This is a genomic window from Streptomyces sp. NPDC007901 (assembly GCF_042959465.1).
Taxonomy (GTDB): Bacteria; Actinomycetota; Actinomycetes; order Streptomycetales; family Streptomycetaceae; genus Streptomyces.
Genome location: NZ_JBIBKW010000014.1, coordinates 53,570 through 79,421, shown reverse-complemented (window position 1 = coordinate 79,421; position 25,852 = coordinate 53,570). Strand labels below are relative to the sequence as shown.

Sequence of the window (25,852 nt, the reverse complement as noted above, 5' to 3'; positions counted from 1 at the left end):
AGTGTGGTGCCGATGACGCCTCATCACCGTAGGCAGCCGACCGGTTACTCCCTGTGCCTGTTTGCGGATATTTGACACTTTCGTCGGTGGATCATCGGCCGCCGTGTACGCGGTGGCGGTCAGGCCAGCCCGTGCTGCTTCGCGTATGCGGCCGCCACGTCCTCCGGGTCCTTCTTGTCGTTGTCGACCTGGCTGTTGAGCTGGGTGAGCTGGTCGGTGGTGAGGACGTTGCCCAGCCGGGCGAGGGCCTTGCGGACGGTGTCGTCGGCCTTGCGGTCGGCGATCAGCGGGACGATGTGCTGGCTGGGGATCAGGTTCTTGGGGTCGGCCAGCACCACCCAGTCGTTGGCCGCGATGTCGGTGTCGGTGGTGAACAGGTTCGCCACGTCGACGTCGCCCTTCTTCAACGCGCCCTTGACCAGCGGCCCGTCGGAGTCCAGCGACTTGAACTCCTTGAACTCGACCCCGTACACCTCCTGCAGGCCGACCGCGCCCACCCGCCGCTTCTTCACCTCGGGCGCGGCCCCGATCACCAGCTTGCCGTTCTGCTTGGCCAGGTCGGCGAGCGAGGCCAGGCCGTACTTCCGCGCGGTCGCCCGGGTGACGACGAAGCAGTCGGAGTCGGCCGCCTGCCCGTACGGCAGCACCTGGAGGCCGGCGGGCAGCGCCAGGGTGAGCGCGTTCTGCATGGTGCCCGGCTCGGCGGAGGCGTCCTTCGGGGCCAGGTAGTTGAGGAGGGCGCCCTGGTACTCGGGGAGCAGGTCGATGTCGCCGGCCTTGAGCGCGGGGATCACGATCTCCCGGGTGCCGAGGTTCGGGCGGACCTTCACCTTCACCCCGGCCTTCTGGAGCACGGCCGCGTAGAGGTAGCCGAGCACCTGGTTCTCGGTGAAGTTGGCGGTGCCGATGGTGATCCCGCCCTTGCTGGAGCCGCCGCCGGCGGTCGAACCGCTGCTCTCGTTCAGGGAGGTGATGCCGCTGGAGCAGGCGGCGAGGGCGGGGACGGAGCCGGCGGCGAGCAGGCCACCGAGGAGGGTACGACGGTTCATCTCGGGTTCCCTAGGCAGTGCGGTGGCGGAAGAGGAAGCGCTGGAGGGTGCTCAGCAGCAGATCGAGGACGACGGCGACGAGCGCGACCAGGACCGCGCCGCCCAGCACCTGGACGAGGTCGCGCTGGGCGAGTCCGTCGAAGACGTAGCGGCCGAGGCCGCCGAAGGAGACGTAGGCGGCGATGGTGGCGGTGGCGACGACCTGGATGAGCGCGAGGCGCAGGCCGGTCATGATCAGGGGAAGGGCCAGCGGCAACTCGACGTGGAGCAGGACCTGGTGGCCGCGCATGCCCTGGCCGCGGGCCGCGTCGCGGACGTCCGGGTCGACGGCCGTCATCCCGGCGTAGGTGTTGGTGACGATCGCCGGGACCGCGAGGGCGACCAGTGCCACGTACACCGGCAGCATCGAGAGCCCGCCCGCCAGGAAGACCAGCACCACCAGGCCGACGGTCGGCAGCGCGCGGCCGAAGGACGCCAGGTTGATGGCGAGGAAGGCGCCCTTGCCGGTGTGGCCGATCAGCAGGCCGAGGGGGAGGCCGATCGCGGCGGCGATCAGGGTGGCGAGCAGCGAGTACTGGAGGTGTTCGCCGAGGCGGTGGGCGATGCCGTCCTGACCGGCCCACTGGGAGCCGCTGGTCAGCCAGGTGCCGAGGTTCTTGAAGAGTTCGAACATGTCAGGCTCGCCTCCGCCGCCACGGGGTCAGTACGTACTGGAGCGCCACCAGCAGCGCGTCCGCGACCACGGCGAGCAGGATCGTGAGGACCACGCCCACGATCACCGGGGTCGGGAAGTCGCGCTGGAAGCCGTCGGTGAAGAGCTGGCCGAGACCGCCGTCGCCGATGTAGGTGGCGACCGAGACCAGCGAGATGGACATGACCGTCGCGATCCGGATACCCGCGAAGATCACGGGGAGCGCGAGCGGGAGCTCGACGGTGAGGAGGGTGCGCAGCGGGCGCGTTCCCATCGCCTTCGCCGCCTCCTTGGTCTTCGCCGGAACCGAGTCCAGGCCTTCGACCGTGTTCCGGAGCAGCACGACCAGCGTGTACACGGTCAGGCCGATGACGGTCGTGGTCCGGGTCAGGCCGCTGATCGGCAGCAGCAGGACGAAGATCGCGATCGAGGGGATCGTGAAGAGCACGTTCGAGAGGCCGAGCAGGAAGCCGCGCAGCGGGCGGACCCGGTGGGCGAGGACGGCGAGCGGCAGCGAGATCAGCAGGCCGAAGAAGACGGCGGTCATCGCGGCCTGGAGGTGCGAGAGGGTGAGGCTGGTGAGGTCGTCGGTGTGGTCGCCTATCCACGACCAGTCGATGGTCATGCGGCCACCACCCGGGCCTCGGAGTGCGCCTGGCCGGCGTGCACGTGGATGTCGTCGCGGGACGAGACACCGGTCAGCACGCCCTGCGCGTCGACCCGGGCGACCAGCCCGGTCGGGGAGGCGATCGACTCGTCGAGGGCCGAGAGCAGCGAGTCGCCGTCCTTCAGCGGCCGTACCGGGAGTTCGGTGCCGGTCGACTCGGACGCCCAGTGCAGGGGCTTGCGTTCGGCGTCGAGTACGAGGGTCCAGGCGCCGCCCTCGGGGGCCGGGCCCTGCGGGACCCCGGCGAGGGTCTTCAGGGAGAGCAGCTTCAGCCCGCGCTCGGCGCCGAGGAAGTCGGCGACGAAGTCGTCGGCCGGGCGGGCCAGGAGTTCGGCGGGCGGGGCGCACTGGACCAGGTGGCCGCCGGTGCGGAAGATCGCGATCCGGTCGCCGAGCCGGACCGCCTCGTCGACGTCGTGGGTGACGAAGACGATGGTCTTGTTCAGCTCCTTCTGGAGCCGGAGCAGTTCGTCCTGGAGCTGGGTGCGGACCACCGGGTCGACCGCGCCGAACGGCTCGTCCATCAGCAGCACCGGCGGGTCGGCGGCGAGCGCGCGGGCCACGCCGACGCGCTGCTGCTGGCCGCCGGAGAGCTGGTGAGGGTAGCGCTTGCCTGCGTCGGCGGCGAGACCGACGGTCTCCAGGAGTTCGGCGGCGCGAGCGCGGGCCTTCTTCCGGTTCCAGCCGAGCAGCAGCGGGACGGTGGCGACGTTGTCGAGCACCGTGCGGTGCGGGAAGAGGCCGGCCTGCTGGATGACGTACCCGATGGAGCGGCGCAGTTCGGCGGCGTCCTGCGCGGTGACGTCCTTGCCGTTCACCTTGATCGCGCCGGAGGTCGGTTCGACCATCCGGTTGATCATCCGCAGGGTGGTGGTCTTGCCGCAACCGGAGGAGCCGACCAGGACGGTGACCCCGCCCTCCGGCATCTCCAGGGAGAGATCATGGACTGCTGTCGTGCCGTTGGGGAAGCGCTTGTGGACCGCGTCGAACTGGATCATGAGATGTCCCTTGCCCGGCTGTATAACGTCATGCAGAGTTCTCGGTAAGTGAATGGATTGTCAACGGTCTGGCGTTAATCCGAGGTAACGGATGACCGCAACGCAAGATCGAGTGTCCTGATTGAGGGGAGTTTGGACGTTATGTCGTCTCGTAGCGTGGACACTCTCGGAACAGCGCACTCTGGCCTGGTGGTCCTAGACGGCATCGGCATGGGTGTCGAGGACGTCGTCCGGCTCGCCGACGGCACCGCCCGGCCGGTCCCTGGCACGGACGGGATGCGCCGTGCGGAGGAGTCCTGGGACGCCGCCCGGCAGATCGCCGCGACCGGCCGCGTCTACGGACGCTCGACCGGCGTCGGGGCCAACCGGAACGAGACCGTGCCCACCGAGGCTGCCGCCGGACACGGACTGCGGCTGCTGCGCAGCCACGCCGGGGCGATCGGCGACGAACTGCCCGCCCGGCAGGTCCGCGCGATGCTCGCGGTGCGGGCCAACCAGCTGCTCGCGGGCGGCGCCGGGCTGCGGCCGAGCGTGGTCACCGCGCTGTGCGAGGCGCTGGAGTCGGGCGCGTACCCGGCCGTCAACGAGTTCGGCTCGGTGGGCACCGGGGACATCGCGGCGCTGGCCCAGGTGGGCCTCGCGCTGGTCGGGGAGCACCCCTGGCGGGGCGCCGGCGCACCCGCGCCGCAGCCCCTCGACAACAACGACGCCCTCGCCCTGATCAGCAGCAACGCCCTCACCCTCGGCCAGTCGGCGCTCGCCCTGCACGAGCTGCGCGGCCTGATCGAGGCCACCCAGGTGGTGGCGGCGCTGTCCCTGCTGGCCGTCGACGGCTCCCACGAGGCGTTCGCGGCCCCCGTGCACGCGGCCCGCCCGCACCGGGGGAGCGCCGAGGTCGCCCGCCGGATGCGGGAGCTGATCGGCGCCGCCGACCGGCCGACCCCGCCGCTCGGCCGGATCCAGGACCCGTACGGCTTCCGCTGCCTGCCCCAGATCCACGGCCCGGCCCAGGACGCGGCCGACGCCCTGGAGCAGGTCCTCGCCATCGAGATCAACGCCGCCGCCGAGAACCCCCTCATCTCGGCCGAGGACCTCGCCGCCTACCACCACGGCGGCTTCTACCAGGCCCAGCTCGCCCTCGCCCTGGACCACTTCCGGCTCGCGGTCACCCAGGTCGCGCGCCTGTCCACGTCCCGCCTCTCCTCCCTCAACGAGCCGGCCTTCACCCGCCTGCGCCCCTTCCTCGCCGACCAGGAGCCCGCCTCCTCCGGCGTGATGATCCTGGAGTACGCCGCCGGCGCCGCCCTCGGCGATCTGCGCGCCTTCTCCGCGCCCGCCTCCCTCGGGCACGCTGTACTCTCCCGAGGCGTCGAGGAGCAGGCCAGTTTCGCCTCGCTCGCCGCCCGTCAAACGCTGCGCGCCTGTCGTGCGTACCGTCTGGTGGTCGGCTGCGAACTCGTCGCCGCCGTACGGGCGCTGCGCCAGCGCGAACTGAGGCCCGAACCCGGGCTCGGGGCGGGCAGGGCGCTGGAACTCGCCGAGGCGGTGCTGGAGGCGGACCCGGCCGACCGGCCGCTCACGGACGACGTCACGGCGGCGGCCGCGCTGCTCGACCGGTTCACGGACATCTGGAGGGGGAGCACGTCATGAACGTGACCGACAGCCCTGCGACTCGCTTGCAGGCGCTCTTCGAGGGGCACCGGCTCACGCCGACCCAGCGGCGCATCGCGCACAGCATGGTGCGGCGCGCCGCCGACGTGCCCTTCCTGTCCAGCGTGGAGCTGGCCGAACTGGCCGGGGTCAGCCAGCCCTCCGTCACCCGCTTCGCGGTCGCCCTCGGCTTCGACGGCTACCCGGCGCTGCGCAGGCACCTGCGCGAGGTCGTGCCCTCGGAGCAGACGGCCGGCTCCGGGTCGTACAACGAGTACCAGCAGGCCGTCGAGGCCGAGATCGAGAACCTGCGGCACCTGGCCGAGGTGCTCGCCGACCCGCGCCCGGTGCAGCAGGCCGGCCGGCTGCTGGCCGCCTCCCGGCCGCTGCCGGTCCTCGGCCTGCGCGCCGCCGCCTCCCAGGCGTACGGCTTCGCCTACTTCGCCGCCAAGGTGCACCCGGACGTCCGGCTGCTCAACGAGGGCGGCACGATGATCCACGACCGGATCGACGCGGCCGTCCTCGCCGGCGCCTCCACGCTGCTGTGCTTCGCGCTGCCCCGGCATCCGCGCGAGGTCGTGGACACCCTGGGCTATGCCAAGGAGGCCGGGCTGACCGTCGTGACCGTCGCCGACTCCGCGTTCGCGCCGGTGGCCAAGGTCTCCGACCTGCTGCTGCCCGCCGCCGTCGGCACCGGCCTCGCCTTCGACACCGCGTGCGCGCCGATGCTGCTCGGGCGGGTGCTGCTGGAGGCGATGTGCGACGACCTGCCGGACGCGCAGGCCCGCCTGGAGGAGTTCGACACCCGGGCGGCGGCCCGGGGCCTTTTCGTGGAGTGAGTTTCCGCGCCGGGCCCGGCTTTAAGACTCGTCTCACGTTCGCTGGTTAGCGTCCCACCCTACGGACAGGGCGAGACCGGCGAGGAGGCAGCGGACATGGCGCGTGCGGGACGAGAAGGGCGCGGCGGACAGGGGCTGGCCCGGGTGGCCGTGGTCGTACGGGCCGGGGCCGCCCCGCTGTGGTGGTCCGGGGTGTTCGCGGCCGGCGTCGGCGTGCTGCCCCCGGGGATCACCGGGCGGCGGATCGGGGTGCTGGCCGGCGCCGCGCTGTTCCTCGTCGGCGCCGCCGTCGTGGCGCTCACCCGCCGCAAGCGGTACACCGCGCTGCTGCACGGTGCCGCCCGGGCCGGGAAGCACGACGTCCTCCAGGACCGGGCGGTGACCGTGCGCAACTGGCGCCGGGGGCACCGCTGGTGGCTGCTGCTGGCCTTCGCCGTCGCGTTCGGCAGCTCCTTCGCGGTACCCGCCGCGGGCGGCATGCTGCTCGCCGGGACCGGCACCGGGCTGCGGCTGAAGGCGGCCTGGCTGGGCCGCCGGGAGAAGGCCGAGGAACAGCTGATGTGGCTGCGCGTCGACTGGCTCGACCAGCGCGGCGGCCGCCCGGCCGGCAAGACCGTCAAGTCCTACCGCGGCACCGGCATCGCGGCGGGCGACGCGGCCCCGGGCGGGTCCCGCCGGCGCACCGCGGCGCTGGTCTGATCCGAAGGTCTTCTAGACCTCCAGGTCCTCCTCGATCCGCTTCAGCTGGTGGCGGGCCATCGCCAGGTTGGCGCGGGCCTGGTCGAGGACCAGGTAGAGGAAGAGGCCGTTGCCGCCGCGGCCCTTGAGCAGCCGGATCAGGTGGTACTGGTTGGAGAGCGTGATCAGGATGTCCTCGATGTCGCCCTTGAGGCCGAGGTGCTCCATGGTGCGCATCTTGGCGCGGATCACGTCGGTGTTGCCGGCGGCGGCCACGTTCAGGTCGAAGGACTTGCTGCCGCCCATCGTGCCCAGCGCCATCCCGCTGGTGTAGTCGACGAGCGCCACGCCGGTGGCGCCCTCGATGGAGGTCAGGCACTCTTTCAGGGCGGTTTCGGTGTTGGCCATGACTTTCTGGTTCCTCTCAACTGTCGGTTGCGGTGCGCGCGTCGGTGGTGGTGCTGGTCCGTGGCGTGCGCGTGGTTCTGGTCCGTGTGGTGGTGGCGCGGGCGGGCCGCAGGGCCTTGGCGGCGTCCTCGGCCGCGTCCACCAGCTCGCCGATCCGGGCGGCGGCGCGGCGCCCCTCCAGGTGCAGCCGGCCGACGTTCACCCGGTCCTCGGCGAGCAGGGTGAGGACGGCACTGCGGCCGGCGGCGTAGGTGGCGACATAACCGTCCTCGCCGCGCACCAGCAGCTCCCTGAGCTCGCCCTTGCCGGTGGCGTCGGAGACGCGGACGGCGACGCCGAGCTCGGCCGCGGTGAGCGCGGCGAGGCCCTCCGGGTCGACGCCGGGGAGGTCATGTGCGACGACGAGGCCGTCGACGCCGGCCGCGAGCGCGCCGGTGAGCTGGGGCATCCGGCTGCGCAGCCGGCGTAGTTCGTCGAGGACGGCCTCTCTGTCGGAGCTGCCGGGTTCTGCCGCCATCAGCTGTCTCCTCTCGGCGGGGCGGTGCCGTTCAAAGGGCCTCCAGCGCATCCCTGAGCCTCTTCAGCAGCGCGATGTCGGGGTCGGTGACCGGGGGGATCCGGGGCGGGGCGGCGACCACGGGGCGCCCCTTGACGAGGAGCCCGGCCGCCGCCAGCCGTCGTACGTCCACCAGCGTGTGGAAGGCCGGCCGGCCCAGCTCGCGGGCGATCTCCGGGGCCGTGCGGACGCCGTCCACCCGGTCCAGGACCGCCCGCTGCCGGAGGGTGACCGGCGGCGGCGCGAGGGGGTCGGCGCGGATCAGCGGGGCGCCGTCCATCGCGGGGTCGGGCCACAGGCGGTGCAGCAGCTCGCGCCGGCGCAGGGTCTCGCGGTCCAGGGCGGTGACGGGGATCGCGGGCAACGGTCCGGCCGCGGAGGTGGCGCCGTACCGGAACCGGCCCGGGGTGCTGCTCGGCGCGAGTGCGAAGTACCCGGCGTCGAACAGCGCGCCGAGCCGGGCGACCTCCAGCGCGCCCCTCGGCAGCAGACCGGCGGCGAGCAGCCGGTGGGCGGCGGCCGGTATGTCGTCGGTCCACGGCCAGACCGCCGGGTCGAGCGTGCCGTGGGCCGTGAGGAGCACGTCGAGGCCGGGGGCGAGCGGGCTCTCGGCGTGCACCACGCGGCCCTCGGCCAGGTGCAGGGTGCCGTGCTCGCGGATCAGGACACCGGTGGCCCGTTCCTCGGCGAGGCGTATCAGCATCGGGGAGAGCGCGCCGGGCGCCCGGTCCGGTGCGGCCGTCCGGTCCCGGACCGGCAGCGGCGGAGGTGTTTCGACCACGGTCATCCCAGCACCAGCCGCTCGGCCATCTCGCCGAGCCGGATCCGGGCGAGGGCGAGGTTGCCGTCCTCGCGGGCCAGCCACAGATGCAGGAACACCGTGGCGTCGAAGGACGTGACCACGAACCGCAGCAGGTGGTAGCTGTCCCGGTTGCTGACGATCAGGTCCTCCACCGGAGGACTCACATCGATGTCGTCCCCGGTGCTGAACGCCCCGTGCTCGGCGGCCAGCCGGGCCAGCTCGGCGGCCTCCGCCGCGGTGGTCTCGTGGTCACCGCCCGGTGCCTCCCCGACCGTGCCCAGGGCCAGCCCGCTCGTCCAGTCCACCAGCGCGGCCCCCCGGGCACCGGGCAGACGCATCGCTTCCAGTAAGCACTCGTCGATTCCGGGCACCGTGGCTCCCCTCCCGCCCCCTGGGACTCCGGTTGAGTGACGCAGACACTACGCAACGTGTGCGGGAGGGGTGAGTCGTTTGGCATTTTCCAGTGGAACGTGCGTCCGGCAGGCTAGTGTTGGTCAACTGGGCTGCTTTTCACACCAGTTGATCCCTGTGTCCCTCCTGTCTCAATGGCGCTCGGAAGCGCGCAGGGTGGTGAGCGCGTCCGCGTGCGCCCCGCCGGAATCGGCCACGACCTCGGTCACCGTCTGCGGCTCCCGTACGACAGCGAACGCCAGGCCCCCGTCGCCGTCCGGCGCGAAGCCGTAAACCCCCGGCCGGGCAAGGGAGTTGTAGGAGTAGTGGGTGCCGAAGTAGTACGCCCCGGTGTCCAGCGCGACGGCGAAGTCCCCCTGTTCCAGCAGCGGCAGCGCGCGCCCCTCGGCGAGCAGGTCGCCGGAGAAGCAGGCCGGTCCCGCCACGTCCTGCACCACCGCCGGCCCCTCCTTCGGCCGCCCCTTGTCGTCGTACGCGGCGATCCTGAGCGGCCATGTCTCCGGCACGTACACCGTCCGGGACGCCACCTGCACCCCCGCGTGCGTCACCGCGATCCGCCGCCCGCCGGAGCTCTTGGCGTACTCCACCCGGGCCACCACCGTCCCGTGCCGGGCCAGCAGCGACCGCCCGAACTCCGTCACCAGCCCGTACCGCCCGTCGAACAGCCCCGGCACCGCCTCCGCGAGCAGCCGCGCGTACTGCGCGTACGTCGGCTCCGTCACCTCCGACGCGAGGTTGACCGACAGCCCGCCCCCGATGTCGAGGGTGTCGATCTGCCGCCGCCCGATCCGCGCGTTGATCTCCTCGGCCAGCGCGTACGTCTCCGCCACGCCCCGTGCCAGCAGCGACAGCGAGATCCCCTGCGAACCGATGTGCGCGTGCAGCCGCGTCAGCCACGGCCGGTCCGCGAACGCCTGGATCACCCACTCCCGGGCCCCCTCGTCGCGCAGCCCCACCCCGAACTTCGAGGTCGCGGTGGCGGTGGAGGTGGCCCCGATCGTCCCGGCCCCGATCTGCGGGTTCACCCGGAGCCCGAGCGCCGAGCGGGTGGCGCCGCCGCCCCGGACGAGGGCGTCGATCCGCCGCAGCTCCTGCGGGTTGTCCGCGTTCACGGCGATGCCCAGCGCCAGCGCCTCGCGCAGTTCCGCCTCGGTCTTCGCGGGCGCGTCGAACACCGTCCGCGCCACTGGCACCGCGGCCGCCCGGGCCAGCGCCAGCTCGCCCGCGCTCGCCACCTCGGCGCCGATGCCCTCCGCGGCCAGCAGCCGCACCAGCGGCACCAGCGGGTTCGCCTTCACCGCGAAGGCGTGCAGGATCGCGGCGCCCGGCGCCGCGACCGCCTGGAACGCCCGGTGCAGCGCCGCGGCCGAGGCACGGATGCCCGTCACGTCCAACAGGCCTACGATCGGCGCGTCCGGCCCCAGCAGCCCTTGCTCCACCGCCGCCCGCACGGCGGCGTCCCGCCGTACGACCCGCTCACCGTCGTCCCCGCCCGCTTCGATCTCTTCGGTCTCTTCGATCTCTTCGATCTCTTCGTTCGCTTCCACGACGCTCCCCGACATGTCGTCGTCCGCACCGATAAGGCCCATAAGTCCAGCCAAACATCCGGATCGGGCGCGCGCTGGCGGACGAATGTATTGACTAGTTCTATTCATCGGGTCAGGATATGAATAACCGTAGAAACACCAGGAGGCAGACCATGTCAGGACCCCGCCCCGTACGAGCGCCGCGCGGTACGGAACTGAGCGCCCTGGGATGGCAGCAGGAAGCCGCCCTGCGGATGCTGCAGAACAACCTCGACCCCGAGGTCGCCGAACACCCCGACAAGCTCGTCGTCTACGGCGGCACCGGCAAGGCCGCCCGCGACTGGCGCTCCTTCGACGCGATGGTCCGCACCCTGCGCACCCTCAAGCAGGACGAGACCATGCTGGTCCAGTCCGGCCGCCCGGTCGGCGTGATGCAGACCCACGAGTGGGCCCCGCGCGTCCTCATCGCCAACTCCAACCTCGTCGGCGACTGGGCCAACTGGGAGGAGTTCCGCCGTCTGGAGGCCCTCGGCCTGACCATGTACGGCCAGATGACCGCCGGCTCCTGGATCTACATCGGCACCCAGGGCATCCTCCAGGGCACCTACGAGACCTTCGCCGCCGTCGCCGCGAAGAAGTTCAACGGCACCCTCGCCGGGACCATCACCCTCACCGCCGGCCTCGGCGGCATGGGCGGCGCCCAGCCGCTCGCCGTGACGATGAACGACGGCGTCGCGATCTGCATCGACTGCGACCCGCGCGCCATCGAGCGCCGCATCGAGCACCGCTACCTGGACGTGAAGGCCGACAGCCTGGAGCACGCCCTCCAGCTGGCCACCGAGGCCCGCGACGCCCGCCGCCCGCTCTCCATCGGCCTGCTGGGCAACGCGGCCGAGCTGCTGCCGCGGATGCTCGCCGAGGGCGCCCCGGTCGACATCGTCACCGACCAGACCTCGGCTCACGACCCGCTGTCGTACCTGCCGGTGGGCGTGGCCTTCGCGGACATGGCGGACGCCGCGGCCAAGGACCCGGCCGGGTTCACGACCCGCGCCCGTGAGTCGATGGCCCGCCACGTCGAGGCCATGGTCGGCTTCATGGACGCCGGCGCCGAGGTCTTCGACTACGGCAACTCCATCCGCGGCGAGGCACAACTGGCCGGATACGACCGGGCGTTCGCCTTCCCCGGCTTCGTCCCCGCCTACATCCGCCCGCTCTTCTGCGAGGGCAAGGGCCCCTTCCGCTGGGCGGCCCTGTCCGGCGACCCCGCCGACATCGCCAAGACCGACCGGGCGATCCTCGACCTCTTCCCGGAGAACGAGTCCCTCGCCCGCTGGATCAGGATGGCCGGCGAGCGGGTCCAGTTCCAGGGGCTGCCCGCGCGGATCTGCTGGCTCGGGTACGGCGAGCGGGACAAGGCCGGGGAGCGGTTCAACGACATGGTGGCGAGCGGAGAGCTGGCGGCACCGCTGGCCATCGGGCGTGACCACCTCGACGCCGGATCGGTCGCCTCGCCGTACCGCGAGACCGAGGCCATGCTCGACGGCTCGGACGCGATCGCCGACTGGCCGCTGCTCAACGCCATGGTCAACGTGGCCTCCGGTGCCTCCTGGGTCTCCATCCACCACGGTGGCGGGGTCGGCATGGGCCGCTCCATCCACGCCGGGCAGGTGACCGTCGCCGACGGTACGAAGCTGGGCGGCGAGAAGATCCGCCGCGTGCTCACCAACGACCCCGGGATGGGCGTGATCCGGCACGTGGACGCCGGGTACGACATCGCGGAGTCGGTCGCGCAGGAGCGGGGCGTGCGCGTGCCGATGCGTGAAGGTGACGACGCGTGACCTTCCACAGCATGTGGGCGGAGCTGCTGCCGGTCGGCCGCAGCTCCGCCTCCGGCGGCTACCGGCGCTACGCCTGGACCGGCGCCGACACCGACTGCCGCGCCTGGTTCCAGGAACAGGCCGAGGCACGCGGACTGACCTACGAGGTCGACCGCAACGGCAACCAGTGGGCCTGGCTCGGTGACCCCGCCGCCGGGAACGCCGTCGTCACCGGGTCGCACCTGGACTCCGTGCCGGACGGCGGCGCCTTCGACGGCCCGCTCGGAGTCGTGTCCTCCTTCGCCGCGCTCGACGAACTCCGGGGGAGGGGAACGGAGTTCGACAGGCCCCTCGCCATCGTCAACTTCGGCGACGAGGAGGGCGCCCGGTTCGGGCTCGCCTGTGTCGGGTCGCGGCTGACGGCGGGCCGGCTGACCGTCGAGCAGGCGCACCGGCTGACCGACGGCGACGGGATCAGCCTCCCGCGGGCCATGGAGGCCGCCGGGTACGACCCCGACGCCATCGGCGCCGACCCCGAGCGGCTCGCCCGCATCGGCGCCTTCGTCGAGCTCCATGTCGAACAGGGCCGGGCGCTGGACCTGTCCGGCGACCGGGTCGGCGTCGCCAGTGCCATCTGGCCGCACGGACGCTGGCGGTTCGACTTCCGGGGCGAGGCCAACCACGCCGGCACCACCCGGCTGGCCGACCGCCGCGACCCCATGCTGTCGTACGCCGAGACCGTGCTCGCCGCCCGCCGCGAGGCCGAACTCGCCGGTGCCGTCGCCACCTTCGGCAAGATCGCCGTCGAGCCGAACGGCGTCAACGCCATCCCCTCCCTGGTGCGCGGCTGGCTCGACTCCCGCGCCGCCGACCAGGCCACCCTCGACACCGTCGTCGGCGGCATCGAGAAGGCGGCCCGGGAGTACGCGGAGGGGCACGGCATCGATCTCGACGTCGTCCGGGAGTCCTTCACCCCGGTCGTGGAGTTCGACCACGCCCTGCGGGACGAACTGGGCCGCATCCTCGGCCGGGACACCGGTCTGACCGTGCCCGTCCTGGGCACCGGTGCCGGACACGACGCCGGGATCCTCTCCGGGAGCATCCCGACCGCCATGCTGTTCGTGCGCAACCCCACCGGCGTCTCGCACTCCCCGGCCGAGTTCGCGGCCGAGGACGACTGCGTGGCCGGGGTGAGCGCGCTCGCCGACGTACTGGAAGGGCTGGCCCGCGCGTGACGACACGGACGACGTACTGGTTGGAGTACGCCTGGCTGGACACCCACGTCGAGCCGGGCGTCGCCGTGGAGGTGGCCGACGGCCGCATCACCGCCGTACGGACGGAGGTCCCCTCCCCGCCGCCCGGCGCCGAGATCCTGCGCGGTCTCACCCTCCCCGGCCTGGCCAACGCCCACTCGCACGCCTTCCACCGCGCCCTGCGCTCCACCGTCCAGGTCGGCTCCGGGACCTTCTGGACCTGGCGCGAGCTCATGTACACCTTCGCCGACCGACTGACCCCGGACACCTACCACGCGCTCGCCCGCGCGGTGTACGCCGAGATGGCGCTGGCGGGCATCGCCTGCGTGGGTGAGTTCCACTACGTGCACCACGCCCCCGACGGCACCCGGTACGCCGACCCCAACGCCATGGGCGAGGCGCTGATCGCGGCCGCCGCCGACGCCGGTATCCGCATCACCCTCCTCGACACCGCCTACCTCTCCTCCGGCTTCGGCGAGCCGCCCAACGCCCACCAGCGCCGCTTCTCCGACGGCAGTGCGCAGGCCTGGGCCGAACGCTGTTCGGTTCTCAAGGAACGGGATCACGCACGGATCGGAGCGGCGATCCACTCCGTACGGGCGGTGCCCGCGGACCAGTTGGCGACCGTGGCCCGCTGGGCAGAGGAGCGGCGGGCCCCGCTCCACGTACACCTCTCCGAGCAGACGGCGGAGAACGACGCCTGCCTCGCCGCCCACGGCCGCACCCCCACCCGGCTGCTCGCCGACCACGGTGTCCTCGGCCCGCGCACCACCGGCGTCCACAACACCCACCTCACCGACGAGGACATCGCCCTGCTCGGCGGCACCGGCACCGGCACCTGCATGTGCCCGACGACCGAGCGCGACCTGGCCGACGGCATCGGACCGGCCGTCGCCCTCCAGCGCGCGGGCTCCCCGCTCTCCCTCGGCTCCGACAGCCACGCCGTCATCGACCTGCTCGAAGAGGCGCGCGCCATGGAGCTCAACGAGCGGCTGCGCACCCGCACCCGGGGCCACTGGACGGCCGCCGCCCTGCTGCGCGCCGCCTCCGCCGACGGCCACGCCGCCCTCGGCTGGGACGACGCGGGCGCCATCGAGACCGGCATGCTCGCCGACCTCACGACGATCGCGCTCGACTCCGTCAGAACAGCGGGACCGGTGCCGCGACTCGGCGCCGAGACGGCCGTATTCGCGGCGACGGCAGCGGACGTACGGCACACGGTCGTCGCGGGCCGCCACGTCGTACGGGACGGCGCGCACACCCTCGTCCCGGACGTGCCGTCGGCACTGACGGACGCGATCGAAGCCCTCCGAGCCTGATGTTCACCCACGAGGCCACCATGAACAGCAGCACCGTCATCACCAACATCGCCACGCTGGTCACCAACGACCCCTCCCTCGGTGACGGCTCCCCTCTCGGTCTGATCCAGGACGCGGCCGTCGTCGTCGACGGCGACCGTGTCGTGTGGACCGGTGAATCCAGCAAAGCACCCGCCACTGACAACCGGGTCGACGCGGGCGGCCGGGCGGTGCTGCCGGGCTTCGTGGACTCCCACTCCCACCTGGTCTTCGCGGGCGACCGCACCCAGGAGTTCAACGCCCGCATGTCCGGCCGCTCCTACACGGCCGGCGGCATCCGTACGACGGTCGCGGCGACCCGGGCGGCGACGGACGAGGAACTGGAGCGGAACCTCACCCGTTACCTCGCCGAGGCCCTCCGCCAGGGCACCACCACCTTCGAGACCAAGTCGGGCTACGGCCTGACGGTCGAGGACGAGGCACGGGCCCTGCGCATCGCCGCGCAGCACACCGACGAGGTCACCTACCTCGGCGCCCATATCGTCTCCCCGGACTACGCCGACGACCCGGCCGCCTACGTCTCCCTCGTCACCGGCGAGATGCTGGACGCCTGCGCCCCCCACGCCCGTTGGATCGACGTCTTCTGCGAGAAGGGCGCCTTCGACGGCGATCAGGCCCGCGCGATCCTCACGGCGGGCCGGGCGAAGGGCCTGACCCCGCGCATCCACGCCAACCAGCTCTCCTACGGCCCCGGCGTCCAGCTCGCCGTCGAACTGGACGCGGCGAGCGCCGACCACTGCACCCACCTGACGGACGCCGACGTGGACGCCCTCGCCAACGGCCGGACGGTCGCCACCCTCCTCCCCGGCGCGGAGTTCTCCACCCGCGCCGAATGGCCGGACGCCCGCCGCCTCCTCGACGCGGGCGTGACCGTCGCCCTCTCCACGGACTGCAACCCGGGCTCCTCCTTCACCTCCTCCGTCCCCTTCTGCATCGCCCTGGCCGTACGGGACATGCGCATGACCCCGGACGAGGCGGTCTGGTCCGCGACGGCGGGCGGCGCGAAGGCCCTGAGGAGGGACGACATCGGCCGCCTGAGCACCGGCGCGTACGCCGACCTGATCCTTCTCGACGCCCCGAGCCACGTCCACCTCGCCTACCGGCCGGGCGTTCCGCTGGTCAGCGGGGTGTGGCGGCGGGGCGTACGGGTCGCCGGCTGAGTCAGCGCGCCCCCGCCCGCCAGCGCTGGGGGGTGGTGTCGTCGACCCGGTCCAGGGAGAGCTGGTTGTCGCCGTTCGGGGTGAGGGCCGTCTCCAGGGCGATGGCCGGGCGGATCTCGCCGTCGGGGGTCACGGTGAAGCGGAGGTTGATGCCGTGGTCGCCGTCGACCGAGGAGCACTGCCAGATGCCGACGCCGTTGTCGACCGAACCCCGGCTGTCCAGGCAGAAGTCGGGGTCCTCGGCGGACTGCAGGACGCCTCGGGACTCGTCGACGCGCCAGCGCTGGGTGGCGGAGCCGGAGCAGGGGGCCGTGACGACGTCGGTGCCGTTGTCGAAGTCGGCGTCGAGGACGTCCAGACAGCGGGCGGTGGCGGCGTTCACGACCTGGGCGTAGGCGGTGCCCGGCGGCTTCGGGGCGGGGGACGGGGTCGGGGACGGTACCGGGCCGCGTGACGTTTTGCCGGGCGTGGGGGTGGGGGTGGGCGAGACGGGGGCCGGCTCGGGGGAGACGGTCGTCGTCGCCGTCACGGTCACCTGGGGGCTCGGGGGCGGTGGTGTCGTGGCCGCCCCGGTCCGGGCCGGCGCGTCCGGGCGGGTCAGCAGGTAGAGGAGCAGCGGTATCAGGGCCGCGGCCAGGGCCGTGGAGGTCAGCAGGAGGCGGCGGGACGGGGGCCAGCGCCGGTGCGGCGGTCGGGGGTCGGCGGGCGGCGCCGGCGGGGTGTCGTGTCGTACGTACGCGGTTCCGGCCCAGGGCAGCAGCCCCTCCGCCAGCGTCTCGCGCGGGGTGTCCCGCAGCGCGGTGAGGTCCTCGAACGCCGCCGTGCAGTGGGGGCAGCGCGCCATGTGCGCGTGCAGGTCGGCGCTGTGCCGGGGGCTCTCCGGGCGTACCGACTCCTCGATCAGGCGGCGGAAGTCCGCGCAGCGGGGGTCGTCGGAGGCGGCCAGCCGGATGCGGAGACAGGCCTGGGCCAGGGAGTGCAGGGCGGGCGGGGTGCCGTGGCGGACGTCCTCGGGGGTCAGGCCGAGGTGGGCGACGGTCAGGGCGCGGGGTGCGCGGTCCACGACGTCGTACCAGATCAGGCCCTGGGCGCGGGACGGCAGGGACTGGAACGCCGGCAGCAGGGGCGGGGTCGGGGCGCCGCCGATGCCGGAGGAGTTGAGGACCAGGAGGAAGGTGGGCTCCAGGGCGGCGGAGCGCTCGTCGCGCGACCAGTCGGCGGCCAGCCGGGCGGTCAGCAGGAGCAGGTGGTGGCGGAGCGGGACGACCGGCTCGGCGCCGCCCGCGATCTCGCGGGCGGCGGTGGCGAAGGTGTCCGCGGTCAGCCGGCGGGCCGCCGCGTCGCCGGCCGTGCACAGGCGGGCGTAGGCGAGCACCGCGGAGTGGTGGCGGCCGCGGAGTTCCTGGAGCGCGGGGTACGCGGTGGCGGTGGAGGTGCGCAGGAGTTCGGTCAGGCGCGCGTCCGAGGGCGGGTTGTCCTGGACCATCGTGCACCCCTTGTCGCCGGGCATCCGTGCTGACGTACCGGCCAGTTTGGGGTGTGGGCGCTGCTGCGCGTGGAGCTTTGGCCAAAGACGCGGCGGGCCGGGGCGCGGGTCCCCCCGTCGCCCCGGCGGTACGACCGCCGACCCGGCTCACTCCTCCAGCGTCAGCGCCTTGCGCAGCTGTACCAGCGTCCGGGAGAGCAGCCGGGACACATGCATCTGGGAGATGCCGAGTTCGTCGCCGATCTCCGACTGGGTCATGCCCGCGACGAAGCGCAGGGAGAGGATCTTGCGGTCCCGGGGCGGGAGTTCGGCGATCAGCGGCTTCAGGGACTCGATGTACTCGATGCCTTCGAGGCCGTGGTCCTCGTAGCCGATGCGGTCCGCCAGGGCGCCCTCGGACTCGTCCTCCTCCGGCTGCGCGTCCAGGGACGACGCGGTGTACGCGTTGGAGGCCGCCATGCCCTCGACGACCTCGTCGTTCGAGAGGCCGAGGCGTTCGGCCAGCTCCGCGACGGTGGGGGCGCGGTCCAGCTTCTGGGCCAGTTCGTCGCCCGCCTTCGCGAGGTCCAGCCGGAGCTCCTGGAGGCGGCGCGGGACCCGTACCGACCACGACGTGTCGCGGAAGAAACGCTTGATCTCGCCGATGATCGTCGGCATCGCGAAGGTGGGGAACTCGACACCGCGGGACAGCTCGAAGCGGTCGATCGCCTTGATCAGGCCGATCGTGCCGACCTGGATGATGTCCTCCATCGGCTCGCTGCGCGAGCGGAAGCGGGAGGCGGCGAACTTGACCAGCGCGAGGTTCAGCTCGACGAGGGTGTTGCGGACGTACGAGTACTCGTACGTGCCTTCCTCCAGCGACTCCAGCCGCTCGAAGAGGGTCTTGGACAGGGCTCGCGCGTCGACCGCGCCGACCTCGTCGTACGGGGGGATCTCGGGGAGTCCGAGCCCCGCGACACTGCCCTCGATGGCATCCAGTTGTTCCGGTGGGGGTGTCGACGTCGCCGTCCGGGTATGCGATGCGTCGAGCCGGGGTGACATGGTGTCCTCCATCGTTCTCGGCATAAGGCTGCCGAAGCCGTGCGTGCACTGCGGTGTGCGGCGCCTCCAAAGCCGGCCGTGTCGGTTTGCGTGTCCCTACTAGCCCTACCCGCTCCGCCGAGCCACTCGCAAGTCCGTTCTATTAGCATGTGTCCGGATTTGAGAGGTTGTTCGGGTGTCGGGTTGCGTGCAGAAGGCGTAATGTTCGAGGGCGTCGACACGGCGTTCGGCGGACATCGGTGGGCATCGTCAGACATCGGTCAGACGGTGGCAAAAGCGGTCACGACCTCGGGAGAGAGACGGCAATGGACCACGGGACGGTCGGCAGCGCACAGTCGGGCCGGCTGCTGGTGGAGGTGCGGGAAGAAGGCTCCAGCGCCGTCGTGATTCCGGCGGGTGAGCTCGATCACCACACCGCCGATCTGCTGCGCGAGCCGCTCGACGATCTCCTCGACAAAGGCTTCTCACGCCTTGTCGTCGACTGCTCACGCCTTGAGTTCTGCGACTCCACCGGGCTGAACGTGCTGCTCGGCGCCCGGCTGCGGGCCGAGGCCGCCGGTGGCGGGGTGCATCTCGCGGGGATGCTGCCCGTCGTCGCCCGGGTCTTCGAGATCACCGGGGCCGAGGCGGTCTTCACCGTCCACGACTCCGTCGAGGCGGCCCTGGCCGGCGAAACCGGCGACAAGGGCTGAGCCCGGGCCCGGCGTCCGGAACCGGGGGGTGTTCCGGCGGATCGGTCGGGCAGGAGAGATTCTGGATCTGTTGGCGACCCACCCGGCCACGCTTGAGTGGCTCATGCCGACGGGTCCGTACGAGACTGCAGCACGCGAACTCTTTGAATCGTGAACCGGTGAAACGGTGAGGTGAAGCGCTGATGAGCACCACCCGGCCTTACCCGCCGGGCGACCGCGGCCCGGAGCCCAGCGGCGCTTCCGGGACGTCCGAGGGGGCGGCGTCCGAGACGCCGTCGGCCTCGTCGGGGGGTCGTCAGGTCCGCAGGATCCGTCTCGACGGTGAGAGCGGGGTCGTTCCGCTCGCCCGCGACTTCGCCCGGCAGGCGTTGTACGCGTGGGGGTGGCTGCCGGCGGCGACCGCCGACCGGCGGGCGGCCGCCGAGGATGTGCTGCTCGTGGTCTCCGAGCTCGTCACCAACGCGTGTCTCCATGCGGAGGGGCCGGACGAGTTGTTCCTGGCCTGCGACAACAAGGTGATCCGGGTGGAGGTGTCCGACCGGGGGGCCGGGCAGCCGGCGCCGCGGACGCCGCATCGGGCGGGGCGGCCGGGTGGGCACGGGATGTTCATCGTGCAGCGGCTGTGTCTGGACTGGGGGGTCGTACGGACGCCGGGGGCGGCCGGTAAGACCGTTTGGGCGGAGTTGGGGGCACCCGCCTGAGAGGCAGCGGCTTGGTGTCCGTGCGCGGCTGCGGGTGAGTGGGGGCTGATCGCGCAGTTCCTCCCCCAGCCTTCGGCCGGGGGCACCCCCAGCGCCCCCTCGGGGCGCGCTGGTATCCCCACACTTCCGCCACGCCCTTTCTCTTCCCTCCTCATGAGCCCCGGCGTACCTTGACGGCCCATCTGATACGCCGTCAGGAATGAGGTGGACCGTCGTGTCGTCCTCCAAACGAACCGCCGCGCTCGCGTCCGCCGCCGCGCTGGCCGGCTCGGCGGTGCTGTTGGCCGCCCCGGCGGCGCACGCCACCGTCGTCGAGGTCAACTACGCCTGCAAGACGCCGATCGGCAACAAGAGCGCCGTCTCCCCGATCGACATCAAGGGCGTCAAGAGCGGCAGCGGCTACAAGATCACGATGTCCTGGCAGAAGGGCGTCTCCTCCAGCCCCGTCGAACTCGGCAAGGGCGCGATGAACCCCAGCGCCACCATCAAGCTCGGCGGCGCCGACAGCGGCACGATGAACGTGACCGGCTCGCCCAACCAGGCCGCGATCCCCGCCAACACCCCCATCAAGATCAACGACTTGAGCGGGACCTACACGCCGGAGAAGAGCGGCAAGGTGACCTTCACACCGGGCACGCTCACCATCAAGGCGCTCGGTACGACGACGACCTGCAACCCCACCAACAACCCCGGCCCGGCCCTGACGCTGGACGTGACGGCGTCGGGCTCCGGTTCGACCGGTTCCGGCTCGTCGTCCTCCGGCGGCACCGGCGCCGACTCCGCGGGCACCCTCCCGAAGACCGGTCCCGAGGACTCGTTCGTCGCTCTCGGCACCCTCGGCGGCACCGTGCTGCTCGCGGGCGCGGCCGGCGCCCTCTGGCTGACCCGGCGGAACCAGACCGTACGCCGCTGACCCGCCGGGTCCGACCGCTGGAGCCGCCCATGCCGTCCGCCCAGTCCGCCGCCCGTGTCCTCGGCGTCACCGTCCTGACCCTGCTCGCCGCCGCCCCGCGCGCGGCGGCCGCCGAGGGCTGGTCCCTCGCGCCCGCGGGCGGCGGCCGCCCGTCCTTCTACGCCGAGGGCGCCCCCGGAGCGGTCCTCCAGGACACCGTGTCGGTGCGCAACCCCGGCGGACGGCCGGTCACGGTACGGCTGTCGGGCACCGGCGTGTCCCTCACCTTCGCCGAGCCGGGCATCCGCGTCCCGGCCCGCACCCGCGCCGACGTCCCCTTCACGATGACGGTGCCGACCGGCGCAGCCCCCGGCGACCGCTCCGGCACGCTGGTCGCCAAGGACGCCGACGGCCGCACCGCCACCGTCCGCATCCGCCTCCGGGTCGGCGGCCCCACCCTGTCCGCGCTGACCGTCGAACACGTCGCCGTCCACGGCGACCGCATCACGTACGAGCTGGTCAACAGGGGTACGACCGTGCTCGTACCGAAGCTGGCGGTGCGCGCCCACGGCCTCCTCGGCCGGGTCCTGCTGGACCGGGCGCCGCGTGCCCTCCCGGTCCGCCTCGCCCCCGGCACCCGCACCGAGCTCACCGAACCCTGGTCCGGCCACCCGGCCCTGGACGCGGTCGACGTCCGGCTGACGGCGACGGCGGCGGGCGGCGCGCACGACACCGCGGGCACGAGCACCCGGTTCGTGCCCTGGGGCGCGGTGGCCGGGGCCGCGGGCGGGCTGACGGCCGGGGCGGCGGGGGCCGCCGTGACGGTCGTACGACGGCGCGGGCGGCGCGGGAACGGGTCGGCCGCACCCCTGCCGACGGACCCGGACACGGAGTTCGAGTTGACGGGAGCGGCGAGGTGAGAGTGCGTGCGGTCCTGATACTGGCGGCGGTGTGCGCGCTGCTGCTGGCGCCCGCGGCGCCCATGGCGGCGGCGGCCGGCGGTCCGTCCGTCAAGGTCTCCGAGTCCCAGGCCGGAACCGGCGGTTCGATCACGGTCAGCGGCACCGGCTGGCGGTCGCACACCCTGCTGATGATGCTGATCTGCGGCCAGGCCAGCCCGTCCCGGGGCGTGATCGGCGGCACCAACTCCTGCGCCAACGCCGACGGCCGGGCCGTCACCACCGACGCCGACGGCCACTTCAGCAAGCGGCTCCCGGTCGCCGAACCGCCGGTGCCCTGCCCCTGCGTGGTGCACGTGGCCACCGTGACCGGGGCGGACGCCGACGCGGACGCCGTCTTCCAGGTCGCCGGACACCCCGTGAAGGCGCTGCCCGCCGAGTCCACCGGCGGCCGGCTGTCCCTCCTCACCGACACCCGCCTCGACGGCTCCTCGGGCCTGCTGACCTGGTTCGGCGCGCCTCCCTCCAGGACCCTCGTCCTCACCATCGGCAACGCGGGGTCGAGCACCCTCAAGGACCCCGTCTTCCAAGTCGGCACCTCGCACGGCGTGTTCGCCCCGCAGTGGGACGAGCAGCAGTGGCGCGGCACCCTCGCACCCGGCAAGAAGGCGCGGGTCGAACTGCCCGTCGAACTCTCCGCCGGAGCGCACGGCGACTACACCGTCTCCCTCAAGTACGACGGCAAGGTCCTCGCCGAGCAGCCCTGGGGCGTCGGCCGCCCGTGGGGCGTGACCCTCTTCTGGATCCTGCTCTGCGTGGTCGTACCGGCAGCGGTCTTCCGCATCGGCATGGCGGTGGTGGACCGGGTACGACCGCCCCGCGCCGGCGGCGTCCGCCATCGCGGGGTGCACCGCCCGACCCTCCGGCTGCCGCGGCTGCGCGCGCCGGAACCCGCCCCCGCCACGACCGCGACCCTGCCGTGGTTCACCCCCGACACCGATCCGGGCACGGCCACCGGTCGGCTCTCCGCACCGCACGACGACAGTCCGGCGAGTCCTACGACTCCCACCACGAAGGGACCCACATGATCATGCGAAGGAGAGTGACACCGGTCAGAGCGGGTGCGGCGGCGGCCGCGCTGGTCCTCGGCGGGGCGGGTGTCCTGCTCGGCGCGGCCGCCGGGACCGCACAGGCGGCCGAGGTGTCCTACGCCACCCACTGCGTACCGCCCGCCGGGGTCGCCGACCCGATCGACGGCACCACCAAGGTCGAGATCACCGCACCCGCCACCGCGAAGGTCGGTGACACGGTCGACATCACCTGGAAGTTCGTGCAGGCCGCGTCCAAGAACCCGGACATCATCGACCTGCCCGCGAACACCGTCCAGCCGTCCGGCACGGTCAAGGCGGCCGGCGCCCAGACCGCCGACATCGCGATGCAGGGGCCGCGCGAGAACCCGGCGATCCCCAAGGGCGGCGACATGGTGCTGTCCGACATGACGGGCTCGCTGAAACTGACGTCACCGGGCTCGGTGACGCTCACACCGGACGCGTACACGGTCAACGCGTACGGGACGGACACCGTGTGCACGCCGTCCGGGACGGTGCCGCAGGCGGCGACGATCGAGGTGACCGGCAGCGGTTCGACCGACTCGGCGAGCCCGACGGACAGCACGTCCGCCTCGGCCTCCCCGTCGGACTCCGCCGGCCCGTCCGAGTCGGCGTCGGAGTCCGCGTCGGCCTCCGCCTCCGCGTCCGCCTCCGACGGCACCGGCCAGACCGACTTCACGGGCAAGGAGGTCGACATCCCCTACGCCTGCAAGACGCCCATCGGCGACAAGAGCGCGACCTCACCGGTGCAGATCAACGCCAAGAAGGACGGCGGCAGTTTCGACCTCACCGTGCAGTTCAACGGGTCCGTCATGGACAGCCCCGCCGACATCCCGGCGGGCTCGGTGAAACCGTCGATGGAGGTGGTCCTGGGCGGCGCCGACAAGGGCACGGTCCATGTGGAGGGTCCCACCAACTCCTCCGCCATCAAGTCCGGCGACCCGATCGAGATCCCCGACCTCACGGGTACCTACAAGCCGGGGGCGAGCGGTACGTCGACCCTGTCGCCGGGCGTCCTGACGGTCAAGGCACTGGGCACGACCACCACCTGCACCCCGACGAAGACCGAGGTCTCCCTGACCCTGGACACCACGGAACAGGCGAGCGGCGCGTCCGGCAGCACCACCTCGGGAAGCAGCGGCTCCAGCAGCAGCGGCGGCCTGGCCGAGACCGGCGACAGCAGCAACGGCGCACTGAAGGCCCTGGGTCTGGTGGCGGGCACGGCCATCCTGCTGGGCGGCGCGGTCTTCACGTTCATGCCTCGGAAGAGGACGAGGTGATCAACTCAGGGGCGCGGGGCTGCATCTGATGTGCGGCTCCGCCGCGTGGGCGCGAGCAACCCCCACCGACCGTTAGCCGAAAACGCACGAGGGCCACCCGGATCCCAAGATCCCGGTGGCCCTCTGTCGAAGACGTCAGTGAACGTCTCCCATAAGCTCCCGGACCTTCTTCCGGTACATCCACACGGCCACACCGGCCAGCACCGCCAGCACCGCCTGGAACGCCACGATCCCCGTCTTGTTCAGGTCGACGCCCGCGATGGACAGCAGCCCGGTCGTCGCGTCGCCCGCGGTGACCGCGAGGAACCACACGCCCATCATCTGGGACGCGTACTTCGCCGGAGCCATCTTCGTCGTCACGGACAGACCCACCGGGGACAGCATCAGCTCACCCACGGTCTGCACGAAGTAGATGCCGACCAGCCACATCGCCGCGGCCTTGTGACCACCGTCGGCGATCGACAGCGGCGCGAGGAACAGGAAGAACGACGCACCGATCAGCACCAGACCACCGGCGAACTTCACGGCCGTGCTCGGCTCCTTGCCCCGGCGGGCCATCGCCAGCCACGCCCAGGCGAAGACCGGCGCGAACGCCATGATCATGACCGGGTTGACGGACTGGTACCAGGAGACCGGGAAGTTCCAGCCGAAGATCGTGTTCTTCGCGGAGGCGTCGGCGAACAGGGAGACGGTCGAGCCACCCTGGTCGTAGATCATCCAGAAGACGGCCGCGGCCACGAAGAACCAGATGTAGGCGCTCATCTTGGACTGCTCGGCGCGGTCCAGGTCCTTGTCCCGCTTGATGCGGGCGATGACGACGACCGGGATCACCAGACCGGCGACGGTGATCGGGACCAGCAGCCAGTTCAGCGTGTAGACGCCGGAGACACCGACGACGACGTAGAAGACCGCGGCGACGGCGGCCCAGAAGCCGGCCTTCGTCAGCGTCGCCTTCTTCTCCGCGTCGGACAGCGGCGTGGGGACGATGTCCGAACGCGAGCTCAGGTGGCGGGTGCCCAGCAGGAACTGGGCGAGGCCCAGCGCCATGCCGACCGCGGCCAGCGCGAAGCCGAGGTGCCAGTTGTAGTTCTCACCGACCGTGCCGATGACCAGCGGCGCGGCGAACGCGCCCAGGTTGATGCCGATGTAGAAGAGCGTGAAGCCACCGTCACGGCGCGGGTCGTCCGGGCCTTCGTACAGGTGGCCGACCATCGTGGAGATGTTGGCCTTCAGCAGACCCGAACCTATGGCGACCAGGCCGAGGCCGGCGAAGAAGGTGCCGGAGCTGGGCAGCGCCAGCGTCAGGTGGCCGAGCATGATGATCGTGCCCGCGACGGCGACCGTCTTGCGGGGGCCGAGGACACGGTCGGCGAACCAGCCGCCCGGCAGGGCGAGCAGGTACACGAGCGACAGGTACACGGAGTAGATCGCCGTCGCCGTGGCCGCGCTCATGTGCAGGCCGCCGGGAGCGACCAGGTACAGCGGGAGCAGGGCCTTCATGCCGTAGTAGGAGAATCGCTCCCACATCTCGGTCATGAAGAGAGTGGCCAGTCCGCGGGGGTGGCCGAAGAAGGTCTTCTCGGAACCGGGGGTGCCCGGTCGGACCGAGTCCTTCGTCAGGCTGGACGCCATGGTCGTTCCTTGCTGGTCGGAGCGCGCGGTGGGGCTCTGCGCACCCGTGGGGGGAGCGGCCGGCACCGGCGGGTCGGACCGTCCACCCCACGCCCAGGGGGAGCCCGCCCCGGGTCGCGGGGCGGCGGACGGCGACCACCGGGATCCACGCCCCGTGACGCTGTGTCGCGTCCGGAGCCCGGCCAGAGGTCGTTCCTTTCAAGGCTGACGGGGGTCAGCCCGCACACAAAAGAGACCTTCAGCGTCAAGATGCCCGC

Annotated in this window: 25 protein-coding genes; 13 read left to right on the top strand and 12 right to left on the bottom strand. The window is 72.3% G+C overall.

The genetic code is table 11. From position 1 onward, the window contains the following. Positions 1–119 precede the first annotated feature (119 nt). From ACFZDK_RS36740 to ACFZDK_RS36725, 4 genes are read right to left on the bottom strand one after another with little or no spacing between them, the layout of a single operon-like run. Positions 120–1,049, bottom strand: coding sequence for a glycine betaine ABC transporter substrate-binding protein (locus ACFZDK_RS36740; RefSeq protein WP_390978857.1), 930 nt, complete (start codon positions 1,047–1,049; stop codon positions 120–122). A 10-nt stretch (positions 1,050–1,059) separates the two neighbouring features. Continuing rightward, positions 1,060–1,722 (bottom strand): ABC transporter permease subunit, encoded by a 663-nt coding sequence (locus ACFZDK_RS36735; protein WP_390978855.1) that lies wholly within the window; start codon positions 1,720–1,722, stop codon positions 1,060–1,062. Between the two features lies 1 nt (position 1,723). Continuing rightward, positions 1,724–2,365: an ABC transporter permease gene (locus ACFZDK_RS36730; protein WP_355717305.1), complete on the bottom strand. Its 642-nt coding sequence runs from the start codon at positions 2,363–2,365 to the stop codon at positions 1,724–1,726. After that, positions 2,362–3,405 (bottom strand): ATP-binding cassette domain-containing protein, encoded by a 1,044-nt coding sequence (locus ACFZDK_RS36725; protein ID WP_390978851.1) that lies wholly within the window; start codon positions 3,403–3,405, stop codon positions 2,362–2,364. The genes ACFZDK_RS36730 and ACFZDK_RS36725 overlap by 4 nt, the downstream gene beginning before the upstream one ends. Positions 3,406–3,546: 141 nt before the next feature. Between ACFZDK_RS36725 and ACFZDK_RS36720 the strand changes: the two genes are divergently transcribed. The 3 genes from ACFZDK_RS36720 to ACFZDK_RS36710 all read left to right on the top strand — a co-directional run bounded on the left by ACFZDK_RS36720 (position 3,547) and on the right by ACFZDK_RS36710 (position 6,593). Next, positions 3,547–5,055, top strand: a complete 1,509-nt coding sequence (locus ACFZDK_RS36720; protein ID WP_390978849.1) for an aromatic amino acid lyase — start codon at positions 3,547–3,549, stop codon at positions 5,053–5,055. Further along, a complete protein-coding gene (locus tag ACFZDK_RS36715) occupies positions 5,052–5,894 on the top strand; it encodes a MurR/RpiR family transcriptional regulator (RefSeq protein ID WP_390978847.1) in 843 nt (280 codons plus the stop codon). The genes ACFZDK_RS36720 and ACFZDK_RS36715 overlap by 4 nt, the downstream gene beginning before the upstream one ends. Before the next feature lie 96 nt (positions 5,895–5,990). Then, on the top strand, positions 5,991–6,593 hold the full coding sequence (locus ACFZDK_RS36710) for a hypothetical protein (protein ID WP_390978845.1): 603 nt from the start codon (positions 5,991–5,993) through the stop codon (positions 6,591–6,593). Positions 6,594–6,605: 12 nt separating this feature from the next. On the opposite strand, the gene ACFZDK_RS36705 is transcribed toward ACFZDK_RS36710, so the two are convergent. The 5 genes from ACFZDK_RS36705 to ACFZDK_RS36685 form a co-directional block, all read right to left on the bottom strand. Further along, positions 6,606–6,980, bottom strand: coding sequence for a hypothetical protein (locus tag ACFZDK_RS36705; RefSeq protein WP_355717317.1), 375 nt, complete (start codon positions 6,978–6,980; stop codon positions 6,606–6,608). 16 nt (positions 6,981–6,996) lie between these two features. Then, positions 6,997–7,497 carry a roadblock/LC7 domain-containing protein gene (locus ACFZDK_RS36700; RefSeq protein ID WP_390978842.1) on the bottom strand — a complete coding sequence of 167 codons (501 nt, stop codon included), beginning with the start codon at positions 7,495–7,497 and terminating at the stop codon, positions 6,997–6,999. Positions 7,498–7,528: 31 nt separating this feature from the next. After that, positions 7,529–8,323, bottom strand: a complete 795-nt coding sequence (locus tag ACFZDK_RS36695) for a transcriptional regulator (RefSeq protein ID WP_390978840.1) — start codon at positions 8,321–8,323, stop codon at positions 7,529–7,531. Further along, the gene (locus tag ACFZDK_RS36690; protein ID WP_359212981.1) at positions 8,320–8,709 is read right to left on the bottom strand and encodes a hypothetical protein; all 390 of its coding nucleotides are present in this window, start codon (positions 8,707–8,709) and stop codon (positions 8,320–8,322) included. The genes ACFZDK_RS36695 and ACFZDK_RS36690 overlap by 4 nt, the downstream gene beginning before the upstream one ends. A 171-nt stretch (positions 8,710–8,880) precedes the next feature. After that, positions 8,881–10,269 (bottom strand): diaminopimelate decarboxylase, encoded by a 1,389-nt coding sequence (locus ACFZDK_RS36685; RefSeq protein ID WP_390979156.1) that lies wholly within the window; start codon positions 10,267–10,269, stop codon positions 8,881–8,883. A gap of 179 nt (positions 10,270–10,448) precedes the next feature. Between ACFZDK_RS36685 and hutU the strand changes: the two genes are divergently transcribed. Genes hutU through hutI form a run of 4 tightly spaced genes read left to right on the top strand, consistent with a single transcriptional unit; the run spans position 10,449 to position 15,863 of the window. Continuing rightward, positions 10,449–12,113: a urocanate hydratase gene (gene hutU / locus ACFZDK_RS36680; protein WP_390978838.1), complete on the top strand. Its 1,665-nt coding sequence runs from the start codon at positions 10,449–10,451 to the stop codon at positions 12,111–12,113. Next, positions 12,110–13,327 carry an allantoate amidohydrolase gene (locus ACFZDK_RS36675; RefSeq protein WP_390978836.1) on the top strand — a complete coding sequence of 406 codons (1,218 nt, stop codon included), beginning with the start codon at positions 12,110–12,112 and terminating at the stop codon, positions 13,325–13,327. The genes hutU and ACFZDK_RS36675 overlap by 4 nt, the downstream gene beginning before the upstream one ends. Further along, the gene (locus ACFZDK_RS36670) at positions 13,324–14,664 is read left to right on the top strand and encodes a formimidoylglutamate deiminase (protein WP_390978834.1); all 1,341 of its coding nucleotides are present in this window, start codon (positions 13,324–13,326) and stop codon (positions 14,662–14,664) included. Before ACFZDK_RS36675 ends, ACFZDK_RS36670 begins: the two co-directional genes overlap by 4 nt. 20 nt (positions 14,665–14,684) lie before the next feature. Further along, entirely contained in the window at positions 14,685–15,863 is a 1,179-nt protein-coding gene (gene hutI, locus ACFZDK_RS36665) for an imidazolonepropionase (RefSeq protein ID WP_390978832.1), read from the top strand. A gap of 1 nt (position 15,864) precedes the next feature. On the opposite strand, the gene ACFZDK_RS36660 is transcribed toward hutI, so the two are convergent. After that, positions 15,865–17,349 (bottom strand): ricin-type beta-trefoil lectin domain protein, encoded by a 1,485-nt coding sequence (locus ACFZDK_RS36660; RefSeq protein WP_390978830.1) that lies wholly within the window; start codon positions 17,347–17,349, stop codon positions 15,865–15,867. A 147-nt stretch (positions 17,350–17,496) separates the two neighbouring features. Next, positions 17,497–18,390, bottom strand: coding sequence for an RNA polymerase sigma factor SigF (locus ACFZDK_RS36655; RefSeq protein ID WP_355717470.1), 894 nt, complete (start codon positions 18,388–18,390; stop codon positions 17,497–17,499). Between the two features lie 305 nt (positions 18,391–18,695). On the opposite strand from ACFZDK_RS36655, the gene ACFZDK_RS36650 reads away from it, so the two are divergent. From ACFZDK_RS36650 to ACFZDK_RS36625, 6 genes are all read left to right on the top strand, one after another. After that, on the top strand, positions 18,696–19,082 hold the full coding sequence (locus tag ACFZDK_RS36650) for an anti-sigma factor antagonist (RefSeq protein WP_390978828.1): 387 nt from the start codon (positions 18,696–18,698) through the stop codon (positions 19,080–19,082). Between the two features lie 182 nt (positions 19,083–19,264). Then, positions 19,265–19,783 carry an ATP-binding protein gene (locus ACFZDK_RS36645; protein ID WP_390978826.1) on the top strand — a complete coding sequence of 173 codons (519 nt, stop codon included), beginning with the start codon at positions 19,265–19,267 and terminating at the stop codon, positions 19,781–19,783. 214 nt (positions 19,784–19,997) lie between these two features. After that, complete coding sequence (locus ACFZDK_RS36640) at positions 19,998–20,696, top strand: LPXTG cell wall anchor domain-containing protein (RefSeq protein ID WP_390979154.1); 699 nt, start codon at positions 19,998–20,000, stop codon at positions 20,694–20,696. 29 nt (positions 20,697–20,725) lie between these two features. Continuing rightward, on the top strand, positions 20,726–21,595 hold the full coding sequence (locus ACFZDK_RS36635; protein ID WP_390978824.1) for a hypothetical protein: 870 nt from the start codon (positions 20,726–20,728) through the stop codon (positions 21,593–21,595). A gap of 62 nt (positions 21,596–21,657) precedes the next feature. Then, the gene (locus ACFZDK_RS36630; protein ID WP_390979152.1) at positions 21,658–22,662 is read left to right on the top strand and encodes a hypothetical protein; all 1,005 of its coding nucleotides are present in this window, start codon (positions 21,658–21,660) and stop codon (positions 22,660–22,662) included. Continuing rightward, positions 22,659–23,963, top strand: a complete 1,305-nt coding sequence (locus ACFZDK_RS36625) for a hypothetical protein (RefSeq protein ID WP_390978822.1) — start codon at positions 22,659–22,661, stop codon at positions 23,961–23,963. The genes ACFZDK_RS36630 and ACFZDK_RS36625 overlap by 4 nt, the downstream gene beginning before the upstream one ends. 135 nt (positions 23,964–24,098) lie before the next feature. On the opposite strand, the gene ACFZDK_RS36620 is transcribed toward ACFZDK_RS36625, so the two are convergent. Next, positions 24,099–25,595: an oligopeptide:H+ symporter gene (locus ACFZDK_RS36620; RefSeq protein ID WP_390978820.1), complete on the bottom strand. Its 1,497-nt coding sequence runs from the start codon at positions 25,593–25,595 to the stop codon at positions 24,099–24,101. Between the last annotated feature and the right edge of the window lie 257 nt (positions 25,596–25,852).